5 protein-coding genes are annotated in these 3535 nt (G+C 68.5%); 1 reads left to right on the top strand and 4 read right to left on the bottom strand.

The features are described 5' to 3' along the window. Positions 1–1388 (top strand): LssY C-terminal domain-containing protein (locus G3O00_RS43740; RefSeq protein WP_241025577.1); only part of this gene is annotated, 1388 nt, incomplete at its 5' end. 16 nt (positions 1389–1404) lie between these two features. On the opposite strand, the gene G3O00_RS41065 is transcribed toward G3O00_RS43740, so the two are convergent. The 4 genes from G3O00_RS41065 to G3O00_RS41050 form a co-directional block, all read right to left on the bottom strand. Next, positions 1405–1734, bottom strand: a complete 330-nt coding sequence (locus G3O00_RS41065; protein WP_011356110.1) for a transcriptional regulator — start codon at positions 1732–1734, stop codon at positions 1405–1407. Further along, on the bottom strand, positions 1731–2063 hold the full coding sequence (locus G3O00_RS41060) for a type II toxin-antitoxin system RelE/ParE family toxin (protein WP_011356109.1): 333 nt from the start codon (positions 2061–2063) through the stop codon (positions 1731–1733). Before G3O00_RS41060 ends, G3O00_RS41065 begins: the two co-directional genes overlap by 4 nt. A 355-nt stretch (positions 2064–2418) precedes the next feature. After that, a complete protein-coding gene (locus G3O00_RS41055) occupies positions 2419–2973 on the bottom strand; it encodes a protein-tyrosine-phosphatase (RefSeq protein WP_043178289.1) in 555 nt (184 codons plus the stop codon). Positions 2974–3185: 212 nt separating this feature from the next. Continuing rightward, positions 3186–3535: alpha/beta hydrolase fold domain-containing protein (locus G3O00_RS41050; RefSeq protein WP_206146418.1), on the bottom strand; the 350-nt coding region annotated here is incomplete at its 5' end.

The raw sequence follows: 3535 nt of genomic DNA, 5'->3' as shown, positions 1-3535 counted from the left end.
CGCTCGTCGAAGGCGTGCACGCCTGCGCGCGCCGCTGGCCGCGGTTCGGCGCGCGGCTCCACGACGCGATCGCTTACGTGCGCGGCCTGCCGGGCGCGGTGCCGGTGCTTGCGCTGCTGTTCGTCGGCTGCGTGTGGCTGTTCGCGGGCCTCGTGCAGGATGTCGTCGCGAACGATCCGCTGATGCACGCGGACATCGCACTGTATGCGTTCCTGCAGAACCTGCGCACGCCACCGGTGGACGCCGCGATGTGCGCGCTCGCCGTGCTGCACGGGCACGATACGGGGCTGATCGTCGCGGCCGCGTTTCTCGTCTGGCTGATGATCCACCGATGCTGGCTGACGTCCGCGTGGTGGCTCGTGACGGTCGGCGTTGCCGTCGTGCTCGTGCCGGTGTTCGGCGCGGGCGTGCCCGGCGCGACGCCCGCGAGCCTGCCGCCCGGCGCGCTGCATGTACCGCTGCCCGATGCCGACGCCGCGTTCGCGATTCTCGCGAGCAGCGGCCTTGGCTGGGTGCTGACGCGCGACCGGCCCGCGCTGTGGCGGATCCCGGTCGTGACGGCGGTGGTGCTGTGGATCGTGCTCGGCGGCTTCGCGCGGCTGTATGTCGGCGACACGTGGCTGTCGGGCCTGCTGGGCGGCTGGAGCCTCGGGCTCGCCTGGTTCGCGTTGCTGGCCGGCGCCTATGCGTACTGGCGCGTGCGCGAGCACGTGCAACCGAGGGGCGCGCTCGTCGCGGTGACGGTGGTGCTCGCGACGGCCGGCGTGTGGACGGTTCCGGTGCAATGGCAGCTCGATCGTGCGTCGCGCCCGCATGTCGGCGACGTGGTCGCGATGACCGTCGACCAGTGGCTGCGCGGCGGGTGGCAGCGCGTGCCGGTGCGGCGCACCGAGATCGGTGGCGACCGCGAGGAATATCTGCCGCTGCAATGGAGCGCGACGTCGGATACGCTCGACCGGCATCTCGCGCAGGCCGGCTGGCAGCGCGCGACGCCGTGGTCGCCGGCCACCGCACTGCGCTGGCTGTTGCCGCAGGCGCCGGCCGATGCGCTGCCGGTGCTGCCGCGCTACACGCACGGCGAAAGCACGCGCCGCGTGTTCGTGCGCGTCGATCCGGGCCAGCCGGAAAGCCGCCTCGTGTTGCGGTTGTGGCGTTATCCGTACGTGCTGCAGGACGCGCTCGGCATGCGGCCGCTGTGGTACGGCGCGCTGTATCGCGAGACGCTGCACCGGCCGGCGCGGCTGATGACGATCGTGCGCACGACGACGATCGACGATGCGGCGACGCTTGCGAAGGCGCTGTCGGTCGAGCCGACGATCGAGCATCCGCCGGCGGGGATGACGAACGCGCCGGCGGAGATGCTGCTGGTGTGGATGGTGCGGCCGTGAGCGGGCGGTGTGCCGCTTAGGCGTGCGCCGGCTGCGCGGGGACGACGGACAGGCGCAGGCCGACGGTCTTGAGCACCGCGAGCAGGGTTTTCAGTGTCGGGTTGCCGTTGGGGGAGAGCGTGCGATACAGCGATTCGCGGCTGATGCCGGCTTCGGCTGCGACGGCGCCGAGCCCGCCATATGCTTCCGCGACCGTGCGCAGCGCGAGCAGGCCGGCCGCGCGGTTGTCGGGATCGTCGAGCGACTCCATCGCGACGCGCAGATAGGCCACCGCGAGTTCGCGGTCGGCGCCGAGTTCGGCGACTTCCGCGTCGTGGTGCGATACCGCACCTTTGAGCTTGGTCATGTTTGCCTCCGTTTCCAGTTCGACCAGTGTTCCTTTGCACGCCTGATGTCGTCGGGCTGACTGCTTTTGTCGCCACCTGAAAGCAACAGCACCAGTGCGCCGCCGTACCGCCCGAAATACACGCGATAACCAGCGCCGACGTGGACGCGCAGTTCGATCACCCCTTCGCCGACGGGCTCGCAATCGCCGAAGTTGCCTGTCTGCACGCGGCGCAGGCGTTCGCGAATCCGTGCCTGCGCAGGCTTGTCGCGCACGGCGTTCAACCATTCGGTGAAGGGCTCGCGACCGTCGTCGCGCTGGTAGCGAAGAAGTTCGAACTTGGAAAGCATTGTAACTTATAAGCTACAAAAAGGTGAAGGGTAAATGGAGTGGTCGTGCGAGCTGCCGGGTGGTGTGCGCGGGGGCGTGCGCGCATTGCCGGGTCGGGGCGACACACAACACCGCATGCACGTTGCGGCGCAGGCGGTGCTTTCGAAGTGCGAGATATCAGGCCGCGAAGCCGGCTTCCCGGACGAAGATCATTCTTTCATCCGGTGCGCAGGGTGACGATTCGGCCGGATGGCCAAGGTCGATGGCCCTGTGACGGGCACGCACGGTGAGTGGGGTATATGGCGGGAACAACGTGAACAACAAACCTGTCGATGCCGGCGCGTCGCGCCTCGCGAACCGACAGGCCTCCTGACGTTACTGCTTCGCCGGCGCGGCCGTCGCGACCTTGTCGAGCGCGGCCGGGATGTACGTGTCGAGCTGCGCGGTGACCGATTCGTAGAAGTCGATCGGCTTGCCCCACGCGTCGGGCACGTCGACGTGCTTCCCGGACGCATATTCGGCGAGCGTGAACACCTTGCCGGCGGCTGACGGATAGAGCGCGAGCACCTTCTCCTTGTGTTTGTCGGTCATCGTCAGGATCACGTCGGAATGCTTGATGTCGTTTGCGTTCAACTGCACCGAACGGTGCGCGGACGTGTCGATGCCGCGGCGCTTCATCAGGATCACGCCGTTTTCTTCGGGCTTTTCGTCATACGGATCTTCGTCGACCGCGCGCGAGATCACCGCGATGTGCGCGTGGCGCTGCGCGATCAACTGGCCGGCGATCGCTTCGGCCATCACGCTGCGCCCGGTGTTGCCGGTGTCGACGAACGCCACCTTCTTCGGCTCGTCGGCGAATGCCGAAGTCGCGCACTGGATGCCGACGCAACAGAGCAGTGCCAGCGTGTTGAGGGTGTGCCTTCTTTTCATGATGTCTCCGCGAGGGGGGGGGAACCCCGGCGGCGCGCCGGGGCTTGCGGGAGATCATGACGGCGGCATGCGACGGAAAAAAATAAACGGCCGGTTTTTGCAAGACAGCGTCGCTTCGTGGCAAGCCGGCCCGGTAACGGCGCATGCGCCGCGCACCCGATCGGGGAAGCCGCGAACCACGGCCCCGATTGCGGCGCATGACGGCTTCATCGTCACGCCGTCACCGCCACCCGTTCCGCCGCAAACCCCGCCAGCGTCCGCAATGCGTCGCGCGCCGACCGCAGGTAAAACGCCTGCAGATGAAACACATGCCAACGCGCCGCATGAACCTCCAGCCGGCACGGCACGCCACAGGCCTGCGCATGACGGGCCAGCCGCAGCGCATCCGACAGCAGCACCTCCTGGTCGCCGGCCTGGACCAGCATCGGCGGCAGGCCGTGCAGGTCGGTGTCGAGCGGGCCGCGGGCCGCCACCGAACCGGCGCCGTGATACCAGCGCAGCCCCTGTTCGAGCCAGCCGCGGCGGATCATCGGATCGTCGTGGCGGCGCGACGCCAGCGTCA

The organism is Burkholderia sp. Ac-20384 (assembly GCF_017104605.1).
Taxonomy (GTDB): Bacteria; Pseudomonadota; Gammaproteobacteria; order Burkholderiales; family Burkholderiaceae; genus Burkholderia; species Burkholderia lata.
The sequence above is the reverse complement of the archived record's forward strand: the minus strand, read 5'-3'. Positions and strand labels throughout refer to the sequence as shown.